The sequence below is a fragment of the Pectobacterium atrosepticum genome (assembly GCF_000740965.1).
Lineage (GTDB): Bacteria > Pseudomonadota > Gammaproteobacteria > Enterobacterales > Enterobacteriaceae > Pectobacterium > Pectobacterium atrosepticum.
Genome location: NZ_CP009125.1, coordinates 454,475 through 478,109 on the forward strand (window position 1 = coordinate 454,475; position 23,635 = coordinate 478,109).

Consider the following 23,635-nt stretch of genomic DNA (forward strand, 5'->3'; position numbering starts at 1 on the left):
TATGATGAACGAAAGGGAAATTATCAGTTTTATCAGTCTTCAAGAGATGCTAATGAAGGCTTTCTTTATCGCTTATCCAAGCTTAAAGGACTTTGACTTCTTGCTGGACTTCCCTAAGAAAGGGACTGTTTTTGTTAATAATGATGAATGGGGTTTTGTTAAACACGGTAAAGGTATTAGGTTTTTAATAAACAGCGATCAGAAAGAGGCGGTGGTCGATGTTAACAATGTCAAAAATCCCAAATTGATAGATATATGGCGCTTATCTCAATATTTTTCATCATATGATGATCATGAGATAAAGGGGGTTTTAGATGGAATGGTTGAGTCTGGGATTTTGCAAAAAATATCAGAAAAGCAATACGAATTGATATGATTAAGTAGTCAAAGGATCCCAGTCCCTAAAAAGGCCGGGATTTTTTTGCCTGTCACTCAGCCACTGGCCGTATCACCAGTTGACCCTATTCAACGGTGATGACGACCAGTGTATCGGTCGCAAATCCTGCTGCTTCGAGCCAGTCGCCCTTGAGGTGCAGGCTGGTGCTGCGGCGATGGCGGATAAGGCTGGCCTGAAATCTTTAACAATATATGAAGAAACTACAGGCTCCGTTCTTTATTGGCAACCGGGAATGAAATCACTTAAGGCTAGGGATTAAAATGGTACTCAAATTAAGTTGGACCTTAGCGGGTAAAGGTGGAAATAAAAAATATCATCATGGGATGATATTAATCGTTGCTTGTATCTACTTAAAGACGTGGAAGGCACTTTGACTCTGGATGTAATTAACAGCGATGAAAATGAAGCTGAAATGCTGCAACTCAGGACTGAGAAAGGTTTTTACTTTATGACGTTAAGTGGAATACGAGACGATGAGTATGTTGTTAGGACATTCAATGATCTTTCTCAGCCTAATATTGAAATAATGATACTGGGAGATAACTGGCCAGCACAGCAAGTAACAAGGGATTTTAATCTTGCTGTCAGGATCTTTAAAGAGTTCTTCGATACTGGCAACGTATCAACGAATCTTCTGAATTAATACAGCAATCTCGGCCCTTCAAACAAGCCGGGATTTTTTTATCAGTCACTCAGGCGCAGGCCGTATCACCAGTTGCCCCTGCTCAACGGTGATGACGACCGGGATATCTATCTCAAATCCTGCCGCTTCCAGCCAGTGGTCCTGAAGGTGCAGGCTGGGACTTCGGCTGTAATAGCGCGTCATATCGCTGCGGTCGGCGTGACGGCGGCTGACATAGCTGATCAGGTGGAGTAATGCTTGGGATGTGGCGGGTTCTGACTTATCCACGTCGAGAACCGAGCGGAGTTTGAGACCTCGCACAGCTGAGTAACGATGTTGAACATGCAAATCAGACGCTGAGCCCGATTTTTGACAAAGAGAAAGAGCAGAAGCGTCTGCAACAAATGCAGGTGATTGCAGAAATCAGCAGTCAGGTGATAGATATTGCTGGTAACGCAAGGTAGGGGATTCTGGTTTACAGAAGTGGTGAGTGTAGCGGGTGCGTACGCTGGCGCGAAGTTGCAGAACAAAGACCCGTTGACGGCATCTATTGCAGCGGGAGTCGGTACGGCAGTTGGTGCTGGAGGTGGTAAAGTGCTTGAAGTCGGGAATAAATATTTCCCTGTAGTTTCAGATAAAACAGCCAGTATGACAGGTGCTATTGGTGGTGCCTTAGCGAGTGAAGTGGCGGGAAGCAAAGTTCAAGATAAGGCTGGTAATACAGGAGAATCTAAATGAGCTCCCTAAAACTACTATTAACTCTGCTTATAGTTTGTTCTATCACTATGATTATGGTTGTTTTTGCAGCGTGTTTGTGCGCTGCATTTTTAATCTATTTAAAAAATGGAACGTTTATTATTAGCTGGCAGGACGATGTGGTTTTTTCACTAAAAAGAGGAACAGTTGTAGGAATCACAACAGGAGTCGGAATATGGATTATGTCCCGATTCAGGGCTAGTAAAGAGAAATAAATGAGTCTAATGCTCCCGAAGTTAAGCCGGAAGCTTTAGATCTATAACATGGCCTCAATCATCGTTACGACAATAATGATTGTCTGTGCTCTTACCTACTGTTGCGCAGTGAGCAGGACAGCGACGTTTACGACAGTAAACAGCAGAGCATGAGTGCAGGCGTACTGAAGTATAAAATAGAAAAAATTTCCAATAACTGATTCCCGCAGGAATAATAATAGCTATGAGGAACTTCTCGTTAATAGGCGATGAACGCGTCTATTTTACGACGGTACCATCTTTTAATATAAACATGAGATTTCCTTTCCAGAATTCAGCCAGATAAATATTATCTAATTCAATACCGTGTCGTGCAATTTCGGCAGAGAGCCATTCTTCATCTTTTTCTATTTCACATAAATCATATTTCCTGGGTTTTCCATCTTTAATGACAATTACTGACGGCATTTCCATACCCTCACAAATGACGCTTAGTTGTCCGTTGGGTTCAATTTGCGCATAGTTTATCTTTTGGAAGGAATTGATCCCCTGAGCATGGAGCTGTGAAGCAACGTTGATAATATCTATCTTATTTTTCTTTTGCAGAATGTTTTCCATCAGGAATTGGCCTTTCTTAATGATAGGGATCGGGTCGCCAATACTGACAGAGCGGAAAAAATAAATATTCTTACTGATAGAGTTAAGAATAGAAATCAGGCTGACACCAATAAGTAGCACAATTACATATTGGTAAAGTGGAATGCTGTCGCTATAAATAACACCACCGATGATACCGCCTAATATGAAGTTGCCAATAAAGTCGACGGGGGTCATTTGCGAGAGCTGAGTTTTACCCGAAAAATTTAAATGTGTGATGACAATGGTAAAACCGATGATGAATTTTAATAACACATATCCATAATATTCCATTCTTTTCTCCGTTGCTGCCCTGACTATTTTTTCATCTTATTATGGCCTGGTACAGGCGGTGTGGTCGGTACCCGTCTATTGACTATAGCAACACTGTACGGATTGGTGAGCACTATTCACTTGTTCGCCGGATAGGGCAGGAGAAAAAAAGCCCCGGCAAGGTGCCGGGGCTGAGATGAGGAATAAGCAAAAGTTACAGCGCTGCGATGACCGCTTGCTGCTCCAGCAGTTTGGTTTTCGCTACGGCATAGCCGTCCATCTTCTCACGCTCTTTGGCGACGACCGCTTCCGGTGCGCGTGCCACAAAGCCTTCGTTAGACAGCTTACTTTCGATGCGGCCAATCTCTGCTTCGAGTTTCGCCACTTCTTTCGCCAGACGATCCAGTTCTGCCGCTTTATCGATCAGACCAGCCATTGGGATCAACAGCTCGGCACCCTCGATGAGCTTAGTGACGGAAACCGGACCTTTATCGCCCGCAGGCAGCAGCGTAATGCTTTCCAGACGCGCCAGCGTTTGGATAAAGCTGAGGTTTTCTTCCACACGACGCTGTGCTTCAGCAGTGGCATCGCGCAGTAATACTTCCAGCGGTTTGCCCGGCGCGATATTCATTTCTGCACGAATGTTACGCACGGCGATGATCGCCTGTTTGATCCATTCCAGATCGTTCAATGCCAGCGTATCTTCCTGCGCGGCATTGAACTCAGGGAAAGGCTGCAACATGATCGTGTCGTCGTTAATGCCTTTCAGCGCTTTAACGCGTAGCCAGATGGTTTCGGTAATGAACGGAATAATCGGATGTGCCAGACGCAGCAAGGCTTCCAGTACAGTAACCAGCGTGTGGCGTGTACCGCGCAGTTCCGCTTCTGAACCACCGTTCATCACTGGCTTCGTCAACTCCAGATACCAGTCGCAGAACTGGTTCCAGGTGAATTCGTACAGAATGTTGGCAGCAATATCAAAGCGATAGCCGTCCAGTGCATCGCGGTAGGCTTTCACCGTACGGTTAAATTCCGCCAGAATCCAGCGGTCAGCAAGCGATAGCTCCATTTCGCCACCGTTAAAACCGCAATCCTGATCTTCGGTGTTCATCAGCACGAAACGGCTGGCGTTCCACAGTTTGTTACAGAAGTTGCGGTAACCTTCCAGACGCTTCATATCCCAGTTGATGTCGCGGCCAGTGGAGGCTAGCGCCGCCAGCGTGAAGCGCAAAGCATCTGTACCGTGAGGCTCGATGCCGTTCGGGAATTGTTTCTCGGTGCGCTTGCGGATTTTTTCCGCCAACTGCGGCTGCATCATGTTGCCAGTGCGCTTCTCCAGCAGAGCTTCCAACGAGATGCCGTCTACCATATCCAGCGGGTCGATCACGTTCCCTTTGGATTTGGACATCTTCTGGCCTTCTTCATCACGGATCAGGCCGGTCATGTAGACGGTGTTGAATGGCACCTGCGGCTTGCCGTCTTCATCTTTGATGAAGTGCATGGTCAGCATGATCATGCGGGCAATCCAGAAGAAGATGATGTCGAAGCCGCTGACCATCACGCTGCTTGGGTGGAAGGCTTTCAGATCGGGCGTTTGCTCCGGCCAGCCCAGCGTAGAGAACGTCCACAGCCCGGATGAGAACCAGGTATCCAGCACGTCTTCATCCTGATTCAGAACGACATCGTCAGCGAGATTGTTTTCACTGCGAACTTCCGCTTCGGTACGACCGACGTAGACGTTGCCATTGGCATCGTACCAGGCTGGGATACGGTGGCCCCACCACAACTGACGGGAGATACACCAGTCCTGAATGTCACGCATCCAACTGAAGTACATGTTTTCGTACTGCTTTGGTACAAACTGGATACGGCCATCTTCCACGGCTTCCACCGCCGGTTTAGCCAGCACGGCAGCACGCACGTACCACTGGTCGGTCAGCATCGGTTCAATGACAACGCCACCACGGTCGCCGTAGGGAACGGTCAAGTCGTGCGCTTTGATCTCTTCCAGCAGGCCGAGTTCATCGAATGCGGCTACCAGCGCTTTACGTGCGGCAAAACGTTCCAGACCTTGGAAAGCCTCTGGAATTTCGCTGCTGCAAGCGGTGCTGGCTTCGCCATTGGTATCAAAAATTTCAGCGCTCTGGCGGATATCACCGTCGAACGTCAGAATGTTTACCATCGGCAACTGGTGGCGTTTACCGACTTCGTAGTCGTTGAAGTCGTGGGCTGGCGTGATCTTCACGCAGCCAGTGCCTTTTTCCATGTCGGCATGTTCGTCGCCAACGATCGGAATACGGCGGCCAATCAGTGGCAGAATCACTTCCTTGCCGATCAGATCTTTATAACGCGGATCTTCCGGGTTAACGGCAACGCCAGTATCACCCAGCATAGTTTCCGGGCGGGTAGTAGCAACGACCAGATAGTCTTTCCCTTCGGCGGTTTTCACGCCATCAGCCAGCGGATAACGCAGGTGCCACATCGATCCTTTCACGTCGCGGTTTTCTACTTCCAGATCGGAAATCGCAGTGCGCAACTTCGGATCCCAGTTCACCAGACGCTTGCCGCGGTAAATCAGGTCTTCTTTATACAGACGGACGAACACTTCTTTCACCGCGTTGGACAGGCCTTCATCCATGGTGAAGCGCTCGCGCTCCCAATCAACGGAGTTGCCCAGACGGCGCATCTGATTGGTAATATTGCCACCGGATTCGCCTTTCCATTGCCAGATTTTGTCGATAAACGCATCGCGGCCGTAATCGTGGCGAGTTTTGCCTTCTTCTGCTGCGATCTTGCGCTCAACGACCATCTGCGTAGCGATGCCAGCGTGGTCGGTGCCTGCCTGCCACAGAGTATTTTTGCCCTGCATACGCTGATAGCGGATCAACGTATCCATAATGGTTTGCTGGAAAGCATGACCCATATGCAAGCTGCCAGTGACGTTGGGCGGCGGGATCATAATGCTGAAGCTTTCTTTACTCGTGTTGCCGTGCGGCTTGAAGTAGCCTTGCTTTTCCCAGTGTTCGTAGAGCGGCTGCTCGATATCTTGCGGGTTATATTTCGTTTCCATTATGCTCAAAATTCAGTGAGTTGGCGGCGTAGCCGTGGTCAATCGGAAGCCGACGCTGCGATAGGTTTTATAGCGGTCGCGCGCCAACTGTTTCAAGGAGTCTTCGTAAGGGACAAAGTCTATCACTTCATGGAAAGCGGTGGCAAAATCTGCGAACTGCGGCAATAGGCTGATCAACAGGTCCCGTGGCGCATTGCCACGCCGCTGTGGCCATGCCAGTTCGACCGGTGCGCCGTGACGCGGCCCTTCGCCTGCCAGATTATGCGGAACGAATGCGTTGGGGTCTCTTTGCCACAGCGCCTCGTCAAGCCTAATGGCCTGCTGTTCGTCCTCGCAGGCAATCAGCACGCGCTTTCCTGCTCGCCAACGTTCTGCCGCCAGATCGCATGCCAGTGCCTCATGGGCGCTGAGCTCACCGCTTTTGCTGTCGTGTTCGAGAAGATAGAACGTTGCGTTTTTCATTGTTTACACTATTGATAAGGGCCGGAAAACCCGGCCCATTATACTCGTCATACTTCAAGTTGCATGTGCGTTGGCTGCGCTACTCGGCCCACTCGCGTGGACCTCGCCCCGTTGGGGTCGCTGCAAGCAGCGTTCAAATCTGCCTCTGGCAGATTTGTCAGTCACCCGAATCACTTACCTGAGTAAGCTCATCGGGATTCCTTCTCTTGCCGCATTATTCGGCCCTACGGCCTCACCCCTTTGGGGGCAGCGCAAGCGCTGCTCAAAAACGCCTTGCTGTTTTTGTCCTGAAACTCGAATTATTTAGAGTATATAAGAACAAAAGTAATCGCTGGCGCTGGTCATCGTCGTTGACGCGAAAGCCTTATTCTACGTCGTTCTGTCCGGCGCGGTTAAGCAGGAACTGTGATAACAGTGCGACTGGCCGGCCCGTTGCGCCTTTGGCTTTGCCGGAGCGCCAAGCGGTGCCAGCAATATCCAGATGTGCCCAGCTGTACTTGCGCGTAAAGCGCGACAGGAAGCAGCCTGCGGTAATCGCACCGCCTGGACGACCACCAATATTCGCCATATCGGCAAAATTGGACTCCAGTTGTTCCTGGAACTCGTCGGTCAGCGGCAGACGCCATGCGCGGTCGCCAGACTGCTCGGACGCGCTCAACAGCTCGTGTGCCAGTGGATTGTGGTTCGCCATCAGCCCAGTGATGTGGTGCCCCAGCGCAATCACGCACGCGCCAGTTAGCGTCGCGACGTCAATCACCACGTCCGGCTCATAACGCTCAACGTAGGTCAGCGTATCACACAATACCAGGCGGCCTTCTGCATCGGTGTTCAGCACTTCTACCGTTTGGCCGGACATCGTGGTCAGCACATCACCCGGACGGTATGCGCGCCCGTCGACCATGTTTTCACAACCTGCGAGCACGCCGACGATATTCAACGGCAGCGCCAGTTCGGCCGCCATACGCATCACGCCGTAGACCGTAGCCGCGCCGCACATGTCGTATTTCATTTCGTCCATGCTGTCGGCAGGTTTGATGGAGATGCCGCCGGAATCGAACGTTAGCCCTTTACCTACTAGCACAATTGGGCGGTTTTCCGGGTTTGGATCGCCTTTATATTCGATCACGGACATCAGCGATTCATTCTGCGAGCCCTGACCGACGGCCAGATAGGCATTCATGCCCAGCTCTTTCATCTGCTCTTCGCCAATCACGCGCGTGATAGTGTTCTGGCTGTAGGTATCGGCCAACTGACGTGCTTGAGAGGCCAGATACGCGGCATTGCAGATATTCGGCGGCATGTTGCCGAGATCTTTTGCGGCTTTGATGCCCGCAGCAATAGCCAGACCGTGCTGGATAGCACGCTCGCCGCTGGTCAGCTCACGGCGCGTCGGCACGTTAAATACCATTTTGCGCAGCGGACGGCGCAGTTCGACCTTATTGCTCTTCAATTGATCGAAGGTATACAGCGTTTCTTTCGCGGTTTCGACGGCCTGACGCACTTTCCAGTACGTGTTACGACCTTTCACGTGCAGTTCGGTCAGGAAGCAGACCGCTTCCATCGAACCGGTTTCGTTCAAGGCGTTGATCGTTTTCTGAATCACCTGTTTGTACTGGCGTTCATCAAGTTCGCGCTCTTTACCGCAACCAATCAGCAGAATGCGCTCGGAAAGAATGTTAGGTACATGGTGCAAGAGCAGTGATTGCCCCACTTTGCCTTCTAATTCACCACGGCGAAGCAACGCGCTGATGTAGCCGTCGCTGATTTTATCGAGTTGTTCGGCAATAGGGGACAGACGACGCGGTTCAAACACGCCGACGACAATGCAGGCGCTGCGTTGTTTTTCCGGGCTACCGCTTTTTACGCTGAACTCCATGTACTCTCCTGAATCTTAAAGACAAAAGCGGGGGCAACGGCTAGTATGTGATACTCCGTAATACTTTCCCGCCGTTGCGTTAACATAACTTGTGTTAATCTTAACGACGTAACGAACCTGTTTTGGTGACTATAAGCAGGTTCTGATACAACAGTTCAAACGCAGTGTGTTGTAATACCGTTTTAGCTATGAGGGCTGCCAAAAATGAGTATAAATGGCGCGTTAGCGAAGAAACTATCGATTTTCCTGCAAAAAGACAAGTTTTCACAGGCGTAATTAAGCGTGATCATCATTCGATATCTGGTACGGGAAACCTTTAAGAGCCAACTGGCCATCCTTTTCATTCTGCTACTGATTTTCTTTTGCCAGAAATTAGTACGGATATTGGGCGCTGCTGTTGATGGTGAAATCCCGACAAATTTGGTTATCTCCCTGTTGGGATTGGGCGTGCCAGAGATGGTGCAGCTCATCCTGCCATTAAGTCTATTTCTTGGCGTATTGATGACGTTTGGCCGCCTCTATGCGGAAAGCGAGATCACCGTCATGCACGCCTGCGGGCTGGGCAAACGTGTGTTGCTGAAAGCCGCGCTGATCTTGGCGATGTTCACTGCTGTCATTGCAACGATTAATGTCATGTGGCTAAGCCCGTGGTCGTCAATGCATCAGGAGGAAGTGTTGGCGGAAGCGAAGGCGAACCCCAGTATGGCGGCCCTGGTAGAAGGACAGTTTCAGTCCGCACAGGGTGGTAATGCAGTGCTGTTTGTCGGCAATGTCAAAGGATCGGAGTTTCAGCACGTCTTTCTGGCGCAACTGCGTCCCAGCGGTAACGCACGGCCTTCCGTCGTTGTGGCCGATCGTGGTCATATCACGCAAAACGAAGATGGTGCGCAGGTCGTGACCTTGGACAACGGCTCGCGTTACGAAGGCACAGCGCTGCTGCGCGACTTCCGTATTACGGATTTCACTAACTATCAGGCTGTGATTGGTCACCAGACTGTGACGCTAAACAATAGTGATGTGCAGCAAATGGGTATGCAAGCGCTGTGGAGTTCTGATGCACACGATGCGCGCGCAGAGTTCCATTGGCGACTAACGTTGATTGTTTCGGTGCTGATCATGGCGCTGATGGTGGTGCCACTGAGTGTGGTGAACCCACGTCAGGGCAGAGTGCTGAGCATGCTGCCAGCGATGCTGTTGTACCTGATTTTCTTCCTGCTGCAAAGCTCGCTGCGTTCTAACGCCAGTAAAGGAAAAATCGATCCGATGGTGTGGATCTGGCTGACCAACCTGATGTATTTCGGTATCGCGGTCATGCTTAACCTATGGGATACCGTGCCGATGCGCAAAATGCGCGCTCGCCTTAAGCCTCGTACACTTAAAACACAAGGAGCGGCCTGATGTTTGGTGTATTAGACCGCTATATTGGCAAAACGATTTTTACCACCATCATGACGACGCTGTTCATGCTGGTGTCGCTCTCCGGCATCATTAAGTTTGTCGACCAGTTGCGTAAAGTCGGGCAGGGCGAGTATTCGGCGCTGGGTGCGGGGCTATACACGCTGCTCAGCGTGCCAAAAGATATTGAGATTTTCTTTCCGATGGCGGCATTGCTCGGTGCATTACTCGGGCTTGGCCAGCTAGCGACTCGTAGTGAACTGGTGGTGATGCAGGCTTCTGGCTTTACTCGCTTACAGATTGCGACTGCCGTGATGAAAACCGCGATCCCGTTGGTATTGCTGACGATGGCGATTGGCGAGTGGGTCTCACCGCAAGGGGAGCAGATGGCGCGTAACTATCGTTCTCAGATGATCTCCGGTGGGTCGATGATCTCTACGCAGGGTGGACTGTGGGCAAAAGACGGCAATAACTTTATCTTTATCGAACGGGTAACGGGCGATAAAGAACTCTCTGGCGTCAGCATCTACCGCTTCGACGATCAAAATAAGCTATTATCTGTGCGATATGCGGCCTCTGCCGAATTTGAAGATGACAGAAACGTATGGAAACTCTCGCAGGTTGATGAATCCGATTTGAGCGACGGCAAACAAATTGGCGGCAGCCAGACGCTCAGCGGCGAATGGAAAACTAACCTGACGCCGGATAAGCTAGGCGTGGTGGCGCTGGAACCCGATGCACTGTCAATCCGTGGACTACATAATTACGCCAAGTACCTGAAACAAAGCGGACAGGAATCGAACCGCTACCAGCTCAACATGTGGAGCAAAATCTTTGCACCGGTCTCTGTTGCGGTGATGATGCTCATGGCGGTCTCTTTCATATTTGGCCCGCTGCGCAGTGTGTCGGCGGGTTCACGCATCGTGATAGGTATCAGCTTCGGCTTCCTCTTCTACCTGCTGAATGAGATTTTCCGCCCGCTCAGCTTGGTCTACGGTATCCCACCTATCCTGGGTGCTATCTTGCCTAGCTCGGTATTTTTGTTCATCAGCGTAGCGCTGCTACTGAAACGGCGATAGAACCCAACGAGTCTGAAAAAGCGCCGGATGGATTAATCCACGGCGCTTTTTTATTGTTCACGACAACGTTCACACCACACAATATTGAAGGCAAAGTGGTCATAACGCGTTGCTAAAGATGATTTTTTCAGCACTTAACCGAGCACTGAGTGGATTAACGTTGCGCGTGGGCCGTCAAACGGTATAATGCCCACGTTTTCCGCATACTACTCTCAGTGCCGAAGTGGCGAAATCGGTAGACGCAGTTGATTCAAAATCAACCATCGAAAGATGTGCCGGTTCGATTCCGGCCTTCGGCACCACAGTATGAAAATTAAGTCACCTTAGGGTGGCTTTTTTTATGTCCAAAATTGTTCAGTAAAGTCCATATCCATCTGTAAAATAACGATTTTAATTTCACCCCCCTCTCTGCGATTTTGTCTATTTTATCCACAGTGGTCTTTTTTCGTCCATTGACATCCAGATGATTTGGGGGGCAAGATAAGGGTCAATTCACTTAGATTATGAGTTGACCCCCAATTATGGCTCTGACCGACGTTGTTGCCTGTACCGCTTTGCAGATGTGCATGGCTGCTGCTTCGGGTGTGCAGTATGAGTTTAAACTGAACGTCAGCTAGCTACTGAAACCATCAATACCTCAATGATCCCCTACCATAGCCACTCTACTTTTCATCTCGCTGAACACCCACCCATTGACCAATGACAAGGTAGTTCAGTCATCACCTTCTTTATAATCATGCCCGTTTCTCTTCTCACTGGTGTGAACGTATGGCTTATCAACTTAATCTTAATTGGCCCGAATTCTTAGAAAAATACTGGCAAAAAAAACCTGTTGTATTGAAGAATGCTTTCCCGAATTTTGTCGATCCGATTACGCCGGATGAGCTGGCTGGTTTGGCGATGGAGGCTGAAGTTGATAGCCGCTTAGTCAGTTATAAAAATGGCCAGTGGCAGGCCAGCAACGGGCCGTTTGAGAATTTTGATAATCTGGGTGAAACCGGCTGGTCGCTGCTGGCTCAGGCGGTGAACCACTGGCATGCGCCGTCTGCTGAACTCGTGAGCCCGTTCCGCGTATTGCCGGACTGGCGTTTAGACGACCTGATGATCTCCTTTTCTGTACCGGGCGGCGGCGTTGGCCCGCATATCGATCAGTACGATGTCTTCATCATTCAGGGGATGGGCAGCCGCCGCTGGCGCGTGGGTGATAAACTGCCGATGCGTCAGTTCTGCCCACATCCTGCACTGCTGCATGTCGATCCTTTCCCGCCGATCATTGATGAAGATCTCGAACCGGGCGACATTCTCTATATTCCGCCTGGTTTCCCGCACGACGGTTTCACTCATGAAACCGCGCTTAACTATTCCGTGGGGTTCCGTGGGCCGAACGGTAGAGACTTAATCAGCAGTTTTGCTGACTACGTGCTGGAAAACGACCTCGGTGGTGAGCACTATAGCGATCCTGATTTGACCTGCCGGGAACATTCAGGGCGGGTTGAAGACTATGAGTTCGACCGCCTGCGCGCGATGATGATCGACGTAATTAATCAGCCGGAAGCGCTTAAAGCGTGGTTCGGTCGTTTTGTGACGACGCCACGCCATGAGCTGGATATCGCTCCGGCGGAACCGCCTTACGAGCAGGATGAGATTGTGGGCGCGCTGATGGACGGTGGTGTGTTGACGCGTCTGAGCGGGCTGCGGGTTCTGGAAGTGGGCGGTAGCTACTTTATCAACAGCGAATGGCTGGACACGGTCGATCCGAAAGCGGCTGATGCCTTGTGTCGTTACACTGTTCTCGGTAAAAAAGAGCTGGGCGAAGCGCTGGAGAATCCAGCATTCGTGGCTGAGTTAACCGGGCTGGTTAATCAGGGTTACTGGTTCTTCGACGAATAAATTCCCTTCTCTTTAGCGGCTTCTACGCACGTATCGCATGACGTGATTTGGGAGCCGCAATATTATCATCCGAATGGTTCTCTGTATAAAAAGCGTATAGGTTCACCCTGTGAATACTCGCAGTCGATCCGGCGTCGGTAACGCCAATGTGAAGATCGTTATGACGTTAACTTTCCTTGACTAAAAATTAGCTAGCTATTGAATTTATTGATAAAAAATCCTTCCTTCACAGAATTTAATCAATAACTGAACTATCTTTAGAGTGATATTCAATTAAATAACTCTGGAGAAATGTCATGTTTCATTTGCCTAAGCTAAAGCAAAAACCCTTAGCGTTACTTCTCACCATCTCTGTCGGTATGATGGCTCCGTTTACTTTCGCAGAGGCGAAAACGCCGGGGACCCTGGTAGAAAAAGCGCCGTTGGATTCGAAAAACGGCCTAATGGAGGCGGGGGAACAATATCGGATCCAGTATTATTCGAAGAGTGGAGTCGATGGCGAAAGCCTACGGGAAGACACCGGGGTGGTTTTCATTCCCAAAGGTGAGGCACCAAAAGAGGGTTGGCCGGTCGTGGTATGGACACATGGGACGATTGGCGTGGGAAAATCCTGCGCACCGTCTCTCAATCCGCGTTCCGCTCGGGATTCGCAGTATCTGAATACCTGGCTGTCGCTGGGGTTTGCCATTGTGGCACCGGATTATGCGGGGCTTGGGTCTGCTGGATTGCATCACTACCTTAATTCGCGCGGTGAGGCATGGAGCGTGTTGGATAGCGTCAAAGCATCACTGACCGCATTTCCGCTGCATAATCAGTTGACTATCGTCGGCCAGTCGCAGGGGGCACACGCGGCCTTTGCGAGTACGGGCTACCAGCCGAGTTATGCACCGAACCTGAATATCGCATCGGCTGTATTGACCGGTACGCCCTATTTTGATGGCAAAACCTCTGCGAAAGAAATTTTTGCTGAGGGAAGCGGAAAAGACGGCGATCCTAAAATCCCTTATGTGATGTATATCTATCTGTCAGCGGCCGATACGAATAAAGGGCTTAATGCCGATGATTATTTCACGCCGAAAGCCGCTGAGCTGGTAAAGAAAGCAGATACAATGTGTATCGGTGAGTTGACGCAAAAAGTGATGGAAGAGGGGCTGAATGCGGAGAATAGTTTGAAGCCTGAGATCTACAAATTATTGGATGATCAAATGGTGCATTTTCGCTACAACACACTAAATGTTACCCCTCCAGTCTTTATCGGGATTGGGACCGAGGACATCAACGTGCCTACCAAGATGCAGCGTCACTTTGCGAAAGATGTCGTTGGCGCAGGGACGTCAGCCGATGTGCATGAATACAAAGGCATGGACCACAGCGAAACGGTTAACGTTTCACTGCGTAATTCAGTTCCTTTCGTGTTGGAAAAATAGTTAGACAATACAGCAAAACCGTAAACCTCTTGTCCCGGTGTATTTGCTGGGACATTAATTTTCCAGCCATCGGCGCGCAGCCTTATTTTCCCGGCGGTATTGTCGCTGCCGGTACCCTAACATGCCCCACGCCAGCAGGCCGTATAGCGCGGCCAGCATCCATAAATGCCACCAAAATGCGGCGATCTGAGTAAAATCAGCGCCCATTTGGTTAAGACGCAATATTCCCTGAATCGCGAAGACGGCGGGCACCCACTGTGCAAGCCAATTCAGAGGCGCAGGAATCATTTCCACAGGCCAAATAAAGCCAGAGAGAAAGATGATAGGGATGGAAGACAGCAGCACCGCCTGACTGGGGAGATCTTTGCGCGTAAAGGCCGCTCCCAGCACCACGCCGAGCCACAGCGTCGAGAGTAGAAAAGGCAGCGTAAACAGCAGCAGTTGGCTCATGCTGGCCTCACGTGCAATGCCGTAGGCATCAAGACAAAAACCGAGCATGTAGAGAAGCGAGAGAAGGTAGGCACCGCCAACGATCAGCGTGCGTGCCAGAAGCAAACGCCACGGTGTTGCGTATTGCCAGTAGCGAACTTCGCCAGATCGCGTACGCTGATTTTGTCCGGCTCCGAGTAGGCCGCATCCCATCAACAAAATCTGGTGCAGTATCAACATGAAAACGCCGGGAACCACGTAATCGACATAGCCCATGGTTGAGTTAAATACCGGCACTGCATTCAGGGATGTCGCCTGCCACTGCGAGCTGGCGGCGGGTATGCCTTCTCCCTGAGCAAGCAGGCGTGAGATTTTGACCTGTGCACCGGCGATGCCCCCGACTGTCGCCAGAGACTGCGCAATAGCGCCGTAGATCAGAAAGTAGCTGGCATCCGCTGAGTAACTTACCGTAACGCTTTTTCCCTGCATGATGTCGCGATAGAAGTGGCGCGGAATGTAGAGGATCCCCTTCGCTTCACCATGTAAAAGTAGCGTTTTTGCTTCATCCAGCGTATTGCGCTGTGCCACCAGATGGACTTCTGGCGTGGCGTCAGCCATAAATGCCAGACGGCGCGAAAGCTGGGTTTTATCTTCATCGACCAGCACCACCGGCAGGTCGCGCGGCGTCTGTGCGAGGTAAGGTCGTGGATAGAGAAAGGAATAGAGAAGAATGCCGCCGAACAGGGTAAGTAGGATCGTCGGATCTCTCAGTAAACTGCGCAGCTCAAACCGGATGATGTCGGCGAAGGTCAGCATGTCGCCTCCTTGTTACCCGGCCGATAGCGCCATAGCGTAAGTGGCAGCAGCAGCCAGAATAGGGCGAGCGCCATCAGCGCGGGTGCGATCTGAGCGATCCCTGCACCATAGCTGGTGATGGCAATCGAGATATCGCCATAGTGGGCGACGGGCAGTAACTGCCGCCAGAATGTGGCAAATGTCTCCATCGCTGCTGCCGGAAAGGTGATTCCCATGAACGCCAGCCCGGGAGCCATTAAGGCCCCTACAATGGAGACGGCGCGTGCCGGGTCGCGAATCAGCGCATAGAAGGCCATGCCCAGTGCGACGCAGGCGCCTGCGGTCAGGCCGATCGAGATAAGTAGCAACAACGGTGAACCATTGAGTGGGTAATTAAGCAGGCTATACAGCCCATAACTCCAGATGCCGCCCCATGCCCAGCCGATCAGCCAGTGCGTCAGGAATTTAGAGCTGATAGCAGTAGTATGGTTCTCAGGTATCCAGCGTGACCCATGACGATCCTCTCGAGCCAATGTATTCAGGCCGTATAGCGCAAGAAGTACCGACCAGATCGAAGGGATAATCGCGTTCAGCAAAAACTGGGCGTAGTTTGCATTCTGGTTAAACAGTGCGGTGATCTGCCCGCCAATCGGCACCGCCAGCCCTTTGGCCTCGGGAACCGCCGCCCCCTGAGACAGAGCCTGCACCACGGCAATTTGTCCATTAAAGGTGCCTGCCACCAGCGATAAAGCACTGTTGATGACTTTGGCAATCAGCACAAACTGCCCGTTATTCCAGGCGGTAATGGTGGGTGACGTTCCCAGGCGGATATCACGCTCAAAGTGGCGTGGAATCACGACCAGCGCGTAGATCTCGCCTCCGCGTAATGACGTTGCGCCTTCGGCCACCGTTGAGAACTGGTGGTTCAGGTTGAAAGAGGATGAGGCATCCAACTCTCGGGCGAACTGGCGTGACATCGTGCTGTTGTCCAGATCGATCAGGCCGATGGGGAGTTCGCGGACAATGGCACCAGATAGCGTCCACCAGGCAATCAACATGGTGAAAAGAGGCAGCCAGAGCGCTAGGGCCATTCCCCAACGATCGCGCCACAGGGCCTTCCATTCACGCATCATCACATCTCTACCAGTGCGCTCATGCCAACGCGCAGCCCGCTGATGGGTTGAACTGGCCGCGCTTCCACTTCGAACGTACGCATATCAAACCCTTGTCGGGTATCCGTTGCTCGCCACGTCGCAAAATCCCCCATGACGGAAACGTAAGACACCTTAAACCGGAATGTCTGGTTGTTTAGCGCCGGGATGCGCGCCTCAAACTCGGTGCCCATCGCAAAACGCTCAAGGAGATCCTCACGCACTGCTAACTGTATCCAGATGTCGCTCATGTCCAGCAGCGTGACCACGGGAAAACCCTGTGGCGCAATTTCGCCGTTGCGTAGCAGCACATTGCTGACTTCACCTGAGTGCGGACTGACGACGCGCGCTTCTGCCAGATAGGCTTCCACTTCGGCCACGGAACCCGCGGCCATGCGGGCTTTTTCCTCTGCGGCAACCAGTGTTTCTTTGCGGGTGCCTTCTAGCGCCATTTGGTATTCCTGCCAGGCCATCCCTTCGGTGTAGCGCGCGGCATCCCACGAGGCTTTGGCTTCATCCCGTTTTTGCAGCGGCAGCACGCCTTCCTGATAGAGATTTTGCACGCGCAGATAGGTTTTATTGCTGAGCTCTGAACCGGCTTTGGCTTTTTGCCACTGATCTTTTGCTGCGGCGATCTGCTGCTCACGTGCGCCTGTTTTAGCCTCTAACGCGACTGCACCTGCCGCGGCTTCACCTGCTTTCGCCTGTTCCAGCTTGGCATCCAGTTCTGGTGTCAGGAGCGTGAAAACGAGATCGCCAACGTCGAGCTGCTGGCCTTTTTCTACTCGCACATCAGCAATACGGCCCGGCACTTTTGAAGAGACTGAATACTGCTGCGCTTCGATTTGCCCTTGTAACCGTATAGGTTCGGGCTGGTAAGCAAGCCAGAAGCGATACGCTATCCAGACCACCACAATCACCAGGATGGCCTGAAGGATCCATTTGCGCGTCGAACGCGAAGAAGAGGGGGACTGTGTCATGGCGTCACCTGTATGGCGTACTGAGTCTGGTAGTCAGAAAAGCGGTTCAACTGGCTGGAGATGGCCATCAATCTGGCGATGGAAACCACGTAACGATAGGCTGCGGAGGCGCGCTGTGTCTTGGCTCCGGCTAACTGATTCAGCGCATCGACCACGTCTAGCGAGGTAGACATTCCCTGCATAAAGGCTTTGTTGCGTAACTGAACATTCTCTTCCGCCAGTTTTTGCGTGGAGGACAGCGAGTTGAATTCCTCCAGCGCCTGTCGAGCGTCTCGCCATGTGGTTTCGACCAAGACCTCAAGGTTTTGCCGCATGTCGGCTTCCAGATAGTTAACCTGCATTTCTGCACTTTTTGCGGCGGCAATATTGTCGGAACGGCCTTCACGGCTGATGAGCGGGACGGAAACGCCGACGCCGACCATCCAGTCTGGCGTCGTTCTGGCTGCTAGCGTGTCCTGTTCGTAAAGCTGATAGTTGCCGAACAGAAACACGTCGGGAGCATATTTGGCGCGTTCGATACGGATAAGATCCTTGGCCTGATCGCGCTTGGCTGAGAGTACTTTTAAACCGGGGTGGGTATTGAGCGTTTGTTTCACCAACGCAGGCAGTTCGGGAAGCGCCTTGTTGATGAACAGCGAAGAAGAGGGCGTTGCGCCTTCCGTCTTGATTAGTTTCGCTAAGACAATTTCGGTCGTCTCCAAACTGCGACGCGCCTTTTGTGTTTCGATTCGCGCCATGTCATAAGCGGACTGTGCGGACAGCACCTCGACTCTGGCAATTTGCCCCTGAGCCTCCAGCTTGCGAGCGTGGTCATAATGCTGCGCCATGCCTTTTTCAATATCCTGACGCGTCTTTATCACCTGATGTGCCATCACCACGCCGTAATAAGCCTGCGCCAGCGCTTCAAACTGCGCCAGCGTGCGGATGATCAGCATTTGTTCTGCCTCATTCACCTGTGCTGCCCGAATCGACTGAGCGGCATCAATCCGACCTCCGGTGAATAGCGGCCAGACGACTTGGACAGAACTGGTTACCACGTTTTGTTCTGTGAAGCGGGTGACGAAGGGATTGCCGCTGATGTTAACAAGCTGGTTTAGTGCGGCGAAGATGTCCCGATGATTTGCCAGCGGATTAAGGTCTCGGGCGTCTAGTTCGACAGGTTTATCGAGACGCGTATAGCTTGCACCGACGTTGATCTGCGGCCAGTAGAGACCTTTAGCCGATTCTCGCAGGGACTGTGCCCGATCGACCCCCGCGTGCTCGGCAGCAATACTGTCATCACTTTGCAGCAAGCGGACCCAGGCCTGATTAAACGTAATAGGCTGTCCAAATGCCGTGGAGGACCAGCACTGTAATAGCAACAGCGCCGCGGGGAAATAAGCCAGAAATCGGTTTTTGCCGTAGGTTAATCGAGGCATGCCAAGTGAAATCATCCTTTTACCCAAGTACAGCCAAGTTGATAAAAATAGGTCCGCTGAAAAAGCGATACCGTTATAGGATAAAGAAACAGGGCTAACGCTGAGGTAAACAAACCGCGTTATCCCCTATTATTTTTCTGAGATGATTTAGTTTTGGTCTAAATCCCCAATTATTCAAATAATATAAGGGATTGAATTGAAAAATTTATTTTTAGGGACGAGAAACAGTGTGGGATACGTGGTGAGTCATTAATGACGCCAGTATTCTTCTAATGAAAATAATATCTGAATATATAATTAGCCAGAAAAGGCTCGGAGTTTCCTCCGAGCCAGTGTGACAATAATCAAGCTAAATAGCTGATCCTAATATCGCTACACTTTTGCCTGACCGTGCTTCCTGCCAGGAAATGGGCTTACCGTTTTCATAAAATAGCGTACTTTGTTCAGTAATTGCCACATCGAACGACAGCTATGATTTCTAGTTATTGTGTCGTGTAATGCCTGCCATAACCGTTCTACGTGGTTCACCCACGGTGAGTAAATTGGTTGATAAATAACAATAAATTTTGGGTTATTCTTCAGCCAACGAAGCGTTTCACGACTTTTATGGATGATGTAGTTATCAACGATCAGCGTGATCGTTTTTGCTCGCCGGTACGTGCTTTTTAGATGTTTTAACAAGCTGATAAATAACCCCGAGTTTTTACTGCTGCTGCCGACGTAACTGACTTTTCCTGTGCCGCTGTGCAACGCGCCAGCCAGATAATATTTTTCGTTTTTCCCTGGCGTAACAACTCGCTTTTGTTGACCACGTAGCTGCCAGTCAGCACCTATTTTGGGGTTGAGATGGATATCGACCTCATCCTCGTAAAACACGGGATGTTCGACGCTACACTCGCTTAGCGCCTCTGCGATAGCGGCCATTTTCTCTTCTTTATACGGGTCGCGAATGCGCAGCGTGGGGGCCGCTCTTCGCCAGACAAGTCCAGCAGAGGGAAGCCAGCGGCGAACGGTTGAAGCATGCAAACGGCACCCGGTTATCTCGTTGATTTTTATTGCTAACAGTTCAGTACTCCAGCGAGAACGCTGATAACCAAAATCTTCCGGCGAATGCTTAATCAGTTGACGCAACAGCACACAAATGCGCTCAAACGGCCAGCGTCGGCCACGACCTGAGGGTAATGATTTCAGGCCTTCCAGCCCGTAAAGTGTGAACCAATTAATCCAGCGCCCCAGCGATGAACGTGCGCAGCAAAGCGTTTTGGCAACGTCACTTATCTTGTCCCCACGATGAAGCATCAACATCGCGGTGAGTCTGCGGGCATAGTTTTTATCACATGTTTTATGGATGGTTTTTTGCATCAGACACCTTTCGGCGTCGGGTATCGGTGCTATGATCGGCATGACTCAGTCCGGTTGGTGATTTGGGATATTCAGCGATTGATCAGATCGCTTAAATCGGACTGAGTTCCCTTCTGGTGATCTACTATTTGGAACAGCTATTTAGTGATAAAAAACGATAATTAAACGGCTTCGTTTTCGTCGGTGTAGCGTTTGGCTTTGTAGGCTGGGTGCATCAGGTTCTGGATGGAGAAAATGTCGTCCAGCTGTTCTTCGGTCAGCAGGCCGCGCTCCAGCACGACTTCACGCACGCTCTTGCCGGTTTCGGCACAGATTTTCCCAACGATATCGCCGTTGTGGTGACCGATGAACGGGTTCAGGTAGGTCACGATACCGATAGAGTTGAAGACATAAGCTTCGCACACTTCTTTGTTGGCGGTGATGCCGTTGACACATTTTTCCAGCAGGTTGTAGCAGGCGTTAGACAGAATCTGGATAGATTCGAACATGGCTTGTCCGATAACCGGTTCCATCACGTTCAACTGTAACTGGCCTGCTTCTGCCGCCATGGTCACGCAGGTATCGTTGCCGATGACCTTGAAGCACACCTGATTCACCACTTCCGGTACTACAGGGTTAACTTTGGCTGGCATGATGGACGATCCCGCCTGCAATTCTGGCAGGTTGATTTCGTTCAGGCCAGTGCGTGGGCCGGAAGACAGCAGGCGTAAGTCGTTACAGATCTTCGACATTTTAACCGCTACGCGTTTCAGGGCGCTGTGCATCATTACGTAAGCACCGCAGTCGGAGGTCGCTTCGATCAGGTCTTCAGCCGGTACGCAAGGCAGGCCGCTGATTTTTGCCAAGTGCTGAACAGCCAGCTTCTGGTACTCATCCGGTGTGTTCAGACGGGTACCGATGGCGGTTGCGCCAAGGTTTACTTCCAGCAGCAACTCTGCGGTACGCAGCAGGTTGCGGTTTTCTTCTTTCAGCAGTACGTTGAACGCGTGGAATTCTTGGCCTAGGGTCATCGGCACGGCGTCCTGCAACTGGGTACGACCCATTTTCAGGATGTTTTCGAACTCTTTTGCTTTACGCTCAAAGCCATCGCTCAACTGAGTAATGGCTTCTACCAGCTTCAGGATTGAGGTGTATACCGCAATACGGAAACCAGTCGGGTAAGCATCGTTGGTGGACTGGCATTTGTTCAGGTGGTCGTTCGGGTTCAGGTACTGGTATTCACCTTTCTGATGACCCATCAGTTCCAGACCGATATTCGCCAGCACTTCGTTGGTGTTCATGTTGACTGACGTACCCGCACCACCCTGATACACATCGACAGGGAACTGATCCAGACATTTACCGTTATTCAGCACTTCATCACAGGCTTGCAGAATAGTGTCGGCAATTTTACGCGGGATGGTTTGCAGTTCTTTATTCGCTAGTGCGGCCGCTTTTTTTACCATCACCATGGCACGAACAAATTCTGGAATATCGCTAATAGTGCTATTGCTGATATAAAAGTTCTCAATCGCACGCAGCGTATGGATACCATAATACGCATCAGCGGGGACTTCACGAGTGCCTAACAGGTCTTCTTCAATACGGATATTCGTTGACATGGGGCTTCTTCCTTTTTCTTGTTCGATGTACGTAGCATCGCTTTCAATATTAAGATTATGATTTTTAAGGATTGTTGTTTCCTGTTTTTGCATTTTTAGGTGACAAAAATCCATCACGACTTTGATAAAATCATGACTAAAAAAGAGTTCTCGGGGAGACGAACATTGAATAAGCATCGTTAAATGACTATTGGCGGATATATTCCTCCATTTTTGCTGCGTCTCCCAATCGTTAAAAATGATACCTAATAGGTTATTCCGTATTATCTGGGTTAATCTCAACCAGCTTTTCTATTCCACGGTTCAGCGTTTTCAATTTTGGAACAAATACGGTTTTGATAATGTCATGCGTGACATCGCACGCTTCTTCAAAGAACGCACTGTATTCATCGCGGTGCCCGATAATATAAAGCGAACGCTTGATATTCAGCTGTTCCGGCATATGTGTCAGCACCTCGCGAGAGTGAGCAACGGATTGCAGGAAGCTGAGTGGGGTGGTTACTGCCCAACCGATGCCTGCTGCCACCATCGACGTTAAGGTATCCGCATTATCAAATTCGAGCATGTTCGGCACGCGGATATCGATGCGGCGCAGGTAGCGCTCAATCTGCATTCCAATCTGCGAGTTCCGGTTAAAGCGCACCAGCGGCAGTGCGGCGGAAAGCTCGCGGATATCCTCAACCGTTTTGATGCGTTTGCGGTAATCCGGCGGCGTGATAATGAAATAGCCTTCGGAAAACAGCTGATGGCGCACCACGCTATCACTGTCGATCAACGGGTCGCTGGTTACGATCAGATCCAGCTCGCGGCGCATGAGCGCTTCACCCTGCTGTGGGCTGAGCCCGGTACGAATCAGCAACTGCGATGAACTTTTCATCAAACTCTTGGTAAACACGGAACCGCAGGTGATGGCAAACGAATCGACCAGCCCAATACGCAAGTCGGGTTTGATTCCTTTTCCCGCCTCCAGCACCTGTGCCTTGAGGTTTGCGATCTCCTCCGTCAGGATTTCTCCTCGGTTTTTCAACGCAATGCCATAGGGCGTCAGGACAAAGGGGCGACGAGCCCGATTAACCAACTTGACGCCAAAATCTTCTTCCAATAAGCGGATCGTTTGCGAGATGGCAGAGGGCGTCAGGCCTAACCGCGTAGCGGCTGCCGTCATGCTTCCTGCTTCCGCCATCGTCACAAAAACATAGACGGCGTACATATCGATCGATTTATTGGCGGACACTGTGCGTTTAACCATGTGAGTTTGCCTACGCTGCAAGGTGAATGTCGTCGAAATATGAAGCGTTAGTCTATCTCATCTCGCTGACTACGACCTCGCTAACTGATGTCAGAATAGTCGGCTAACTTCAGAAAAAATACAGGTTGCATCACTGATTAATTTTTTCTTATTTCTAGCTTTAGCGGATCTGAAGATATGGCATTCATGGATTTTACTGCATGAAATAGCATAGAGAAGGACGAAGGATCCCAACAGAAGCTGGCAGTATTTTCGGTGAATGAATAGCCATTATTGAGAAACGGCGAGTCAATAAAATGAGCGTAGAGGGACGGGGGAAGATTCGTCATAGGGTAGAAAATGCGCCTGTATTTCAAAGGACTAAGGTATAACATTTCCCTTTAACGGCGTGTTGACACCTTTGTTACGATACGAAATACTCTCTTACGGATTTACATCCGTTGGCGTTTAATTTCTTCATTTTTTACGCTAATTCAACGAGATTAATATAAAAACTGATTTCGTACCCTTCCACTTTATTCACATTGAGTGGTGGTTAGGTGCGGAAAAAACTATGCCGAATTAATTAACCAT

Annotated in this window: 22 protein-coding genes and 1 tRNA gene; 10 read left to right on the forward strand and 13 right to left on the reverse strand. The window is 50.6% G+C overall.

The window, feature by feature from the left end:
- Position 1: 1 nt before the first annotated feature.
- Complete coding sequence (locus tag GZ59_RS02055; RefSeq protein ID WP_011092025.1) at positions 2-376, forward strand: DUF6896 domain-containing protein; 375 nt, start codon at positions 2-4, stop codon at positions 374-376.
- 85 nt (positions 377-461) lie between these two features.
- Here the strand turns inward: GZ59_RS02055 and GZ59_RS22510 are convergent, their stop codons facing one another.
- The gene (locus tag GZ59_RS22510; RefSeq protein ID WP_080641363.1) at positions 462-560 is read right to left on the reverse strand and encodes a SymE family type I addiction module toxin; all 99 of its coding nucleotides are present in this window, start codon (positions 558-560) and stop codon (positions 462-464) included.
- On the opposite strand from GZ59_RS22510, the gene GZ59_RS24015 reads away from it, so the two are divergent.
- Entirely contained in the window at positions 552-656 is a 105-nt protein-coding gene (locus tag GZ59_RS24015) for a cytidine deaminase-like fold-containing protein (RefSeq protein ID WP_419720749.1), read from the forward strand. The two genes, GZ59_RS22510 and GZ59_RS24015, sit on opposite strands and share 9 nt — an antisense overlap.
- A 111-nt stretch (positions 657-767) precedes the next feature.
- Positions 768-1,040: a DUF6911 family protein gene (locus GZ59_RS02060; protein WP_226302323.1), complete on the forward strand. Its 273-nt coding sequence runs from the start codon at positions 768-770 to the stop codon at positions 1,038-1,040.
- Positions 1,041-1,085: 45 nt separating this feature from the next.
- On the opposite strand, the gene GZ59_RS23780 is transcribed toward GZ59_RS02060, so the two are convergent.
- Positions 1,086-1,307 carry a SymE family type I addiction module toxin gene (locus GZ59_RS23780; protein WP_011092027.1) on the reverse strand — a complete coding sequence of 74 codons (222 nt, stop codon included), beginning with the start codon at positions 1,305-1,307 and terminating at the stop codon, positions 1,086-1,088.
- Positions 1,308-1,505: 198 nt separating this feature from the next.
- On the opposite strand from GZ59_RS23780, the gene GZ59_RS02070 reads away from it, so the two are divergent.
- Together GZ59_RS02070 and GZ59_RS02075 are read left to right on the forward strand one after the other, a co-directional pair.
- Positions 1,506-1,757, forward strand: coding sequence for a hypothetical protein (locus GZ59_RS02070; protein ID WP_420806824.1), 252 nt, complete (start codon positions 1,506-1,508; stop codon positions 1,755-1,757).
- The gene (locus GZ59_RS02075) at positions 1,754-1,990 is read left to right on the forward strand and encodes a hypothetical protein (RefSeq protein WP_039289708.1); all 237 of its coding nucleotides are present in this window, start codon (positions 1,754-1,756) and stop codon (positions 1,988-1,990) included. Before GZ59_RS02070 ends, GZ59_RS02075 begins: the two co-directional genes overlap by 4 nt.
- A gap of 258 nt (positions 1,991-2,248) precedes the next feature.
- Here GZ59_RS02075 and GZ59_RS02080 read toward each other — a convergent pair whose 3' ends face one another.
- From GZ59_RS02080 to pepA, 4 genes are all read right to left on the reverse strand, one after another.
- Complete coding sequence (locus GZ59_RS02080) at positions 2,249-2,899, reverse strand: DUF421 domain-containing protein (protein ID WP_011092030.1); 651 nt, start codon at positions 2,897-2,899, stop codon at positions 2,249-2,251.
- A 193-nt stretch (positions 2,900-3,092) separates the two neighbouring features.
- Positions 3,093-5,948, reverse strand: a complete 2,856-nt coding sequence (locus tag GZ59_RS02085) for a valine--tRNA ligase (RefSeq protein ID WP_039289711.1) — start codon at positions 5,946-5,948, stop codon at positions 3,093-3,095.
- A gap of 12 nt (positions 5,949-5,960) precedes the next feature.
- Positions 5,961-6,410 carry a DNA polymerase III subunit chi gene (locus tag GZ59_RS02090; protein ID WP_039289714.1) on the reverse strand — a complete coding sequence of 150 codons (450 nt, stop codon included), beginning with the start codon at positions 6,408-6,410 and terminating at the stop codon, positions 5,961-5,963.
- Between the two features lie 364 nt (positions 6,411-6,774).
- Positions 6,775-8,286, reverse strand: coding sequence for a leucyl aminopeptidase (gene pepA / locus GZ59_RS02095; protein WP_039289717.1), 1,512 nt, complete (start codon positions 8,284-8,286; stop codon positions 6,775-6,777).
- 282 nt (positions 8,287-8,568) lie between these two features.
- On the opposite strand from pepA, the gene lptF reads away from it, so the two are divergent.
- The 5 genes from lptF (at position 8,569) to GZ59_RS02120 (ending at position 14,077) form a co-directional block, all read left to right on the forward strand.
- Positions 8,569-9,684, forward strand: coding sequence for an LPS export ABC transporter permease LptF (lptF, locus tag GZ59_RS02100; protein ID WP_011092034.1), 1,116 nt, complete (start codon positions 8,569-8,571; stop codon positions 9,682-9,684).
- A complete protein-coding gene (lptG, locus tag GZ59_RS02105) occupies positions 9,684-10,760 on the forward strand; it encodes an LPS export ABC transporter permease LptG (RefSeq protein ID WP_011092035.1) in 1,077 nt (358 codons plus the stop codon). Before lptF ends, lptG begins: the two co-directional genes overlap by 1 nt.
- A gap of 217 nt (positions 10,761-10,977) precedes the next feature.
- Positions 10,978-11,062, forward strand: a tRNA-Leu gene (locus tag GZ59_RS02110).
- A 466-nt stretch (positions 11,063-11,528) separates the two neighbouring features.
- Positions 11,529-12,650 carry a ribosomal protein uL16 3-hydroxylase gene (locus GZ59_RS02115; RefSeq protein WP_039289721.1) on the forward strand — a complete coding sequence of 374 codons (1,122 nt, stop codon included), beginning with the start codon at positions 11,529-11,531 and terminating at the stop codon, positions 12,648-12,650.
- 296 nt (positions 12,651-12,946) lie between these two features.
- Complete coding sequence (locus GZ59_RS02120; protein ID WP_011092043.1) at positions 12,947-14,077, forward strand: lipase family protein; 1,131 nt, start codon at positions 12,947-12,949, stop codon at positions 14,075-14,077.
- Between the two features lie 54 nt (positions 14,078-14,131).
- Here GZ59_RS02120 and GZ59_RS02125 read toward each other — a convergent pair whose 3' ends face one another.
- The 7 genes from GZ59_RS02125 to GZ59_RS02155 form a co-directional block, all read right to left on the reverse strand.
- Entirely contained in the window at positions 14,132-15,322 is a 1,191-nt protein-coding gene (locus GZ59_RS02125; protein ID WP_039289724.1) for an ABC transporter permease, read from the reverse strand.
- Positions 15,316-16,434, reverse strand: coding sequence for an ABC transporter permease (locus tag GZ59_RS02130; RefSeq protein WP_039289727.1), 1,119 nt, complete (start codon positions 16,432-16,434; stop codon positions 15,316-15,318). The genes GZ59_RS02125 and GZ59_RS02130 overlap by 7 nt, the downstream gene beginning before the upstream one ends.
- Positions 16,434-17,432: an HlyD family secretion protein gene (locus tag GZ59_RS02135; protein ID WP_039289730.1), complete on the reverse strand. Its 999-nt coding sequence runs from the start codon at positions 17,430-17,432 to the stop codon at positions 16,434-16,436. The genes GZ59_RS02130 and GZ59_RS02135 overlap by 1 nt, the downstream gene beginning before the upstream one ends.
- On the reverse strand, positions 17,429-18,850 hold the full coding sequence (locus tag GZ59_RS02140) for a TolC family protein (RefSeq protein ID WP_039289732.1): 1,422 nt from the start codon (positions 18,848-18,850) through the stop codon (positions 17,429-17,431). Before GZ59_RS02140 ends, GZ59_RS02135 begins: the two co-directional genes overlap by 4 nt.
- A 372-nt stretch (positions 18,851-19,222) precedes the next feature.
- Positions 19,223-20,254: an IS630-like element ISPeat1 family transposase gene (locus GZ59_RS02145; RefSeq protein ID WP_039289737.1), complete on the reverse strand. Its 1,032-nt coding sequence runs from the start codon at positions 20,252-20,254 to the stop codon at positions 19,223-19,225.
- A 119-nt stretch (positions 20,255-20,373) separates the two neighbouring features.
- Positions 20,374-21,813 carry an aspartate ammonia-lyase gene (gene aspA, locus GZ59_RS02150; protein ID WP_011092048.1) on the reverse strand — a complete coding sequence of 480 codons (1,440 nt, stop codon included), beginning with the start codon at positions 21,811-21,813 and terminating at the stop codon, positions 20,374-20,376.
- A 253-nt stretch (positions 21,814-22,066) separates the two neighbouring features.
- The gene (locus tag GZ59_RS02155; protein ID WP_039289739.1) at positions 22,067-23,062 is read right to left on the reverse strand and encodes a LysR family transcriptional regulator; all 996 of its coding nucleotides are present in this window, start codon (positions 23,060-23,062) and stop codon (positions 22,067-22,069) included.
- Positions 23,063-23,635 lie beyond the last annotated feature (573 nt).